The following is a 699-nucleotide window of genomic DNA, read 5'->3' on the forward strand; positions in this document are numbered from 1 at the left end:
AGTTAACTTCATTACTTCAGTAAAGCTTTTAATCTTGTCAAAAGCTTCTTTTTTATAAGTGCGAATAGTTGTTTGCGAGATATCACCAAGTTGCTGGCGAAGTTCCTGTAAAAGTTTTTTTGGAAGGTTGAACCCTAATTTCTCATATTGACTATAAGTTAGATAAACTGTTCGCTGAGAAGGAGTAAGAGATTCTATTGCCTTTAAAATAATTGACTGTTCAATACTTAACTTCATCCCTTCTAAAACTGGGAGTTCTGTGATAATACGTTCAGTTCCATCATAAGGGTAATTCTTTTTTCTTTGCTCTTCTCGATAATAATTAGTGAGTTCATTCTTTGCTATTTTAAACAAATAACTTTTAAAAGCATCATCTACATCCTGTTGGTTAGCTTTTTGAATAAGAAAGCCACCTTTTTTTGCGTATGATGTAAATGTTACTGTTGTAACCTGTTCCGCAACCGTAATGTCGTGACCAAACCTTTTACAAACTATTTCACTTCTTCTTAAAACATCATCCTTAAATCTGTAACAAATTGCGTGAAAAGCATTTTCCTTTTGAGATTCAGTGCTCTTATTGTCCTGAAACATTTCTATTAACCTTAATGTAGGTTCATCTTTAAGTTTATTCCAATTGGACATCAATGCTTTCATTTCTTATACGCAAAAGCGTTGGGAATGGTTTTGCGTACTGAGGGT

Annotated in this window: 1 protein-coding gene; it reads right to left on the reverse strand. The window is 33.2% G+C overall.

The window, feature by feature from the left end; genetic code table 11:
• Positions 1-654 (reverse strand): RNA polymerase sigma factor (locus tag DCS95_RS20110; protein ID WP_164674259.1); only part of this gene is annotated, 654 nt, incomplete at its 3' end.
• Positions 655-699 lie beyond the last annotated feature (45 nt).

This window comes from Maribacter litoralis, from assembly GCF_003075045.1.
GTDB lineage: Bacteria > Bacteroidota > Bacteroidia > Flavobacteriales > Flavobacteriaceae > Maribacter > Maribacter litoralis.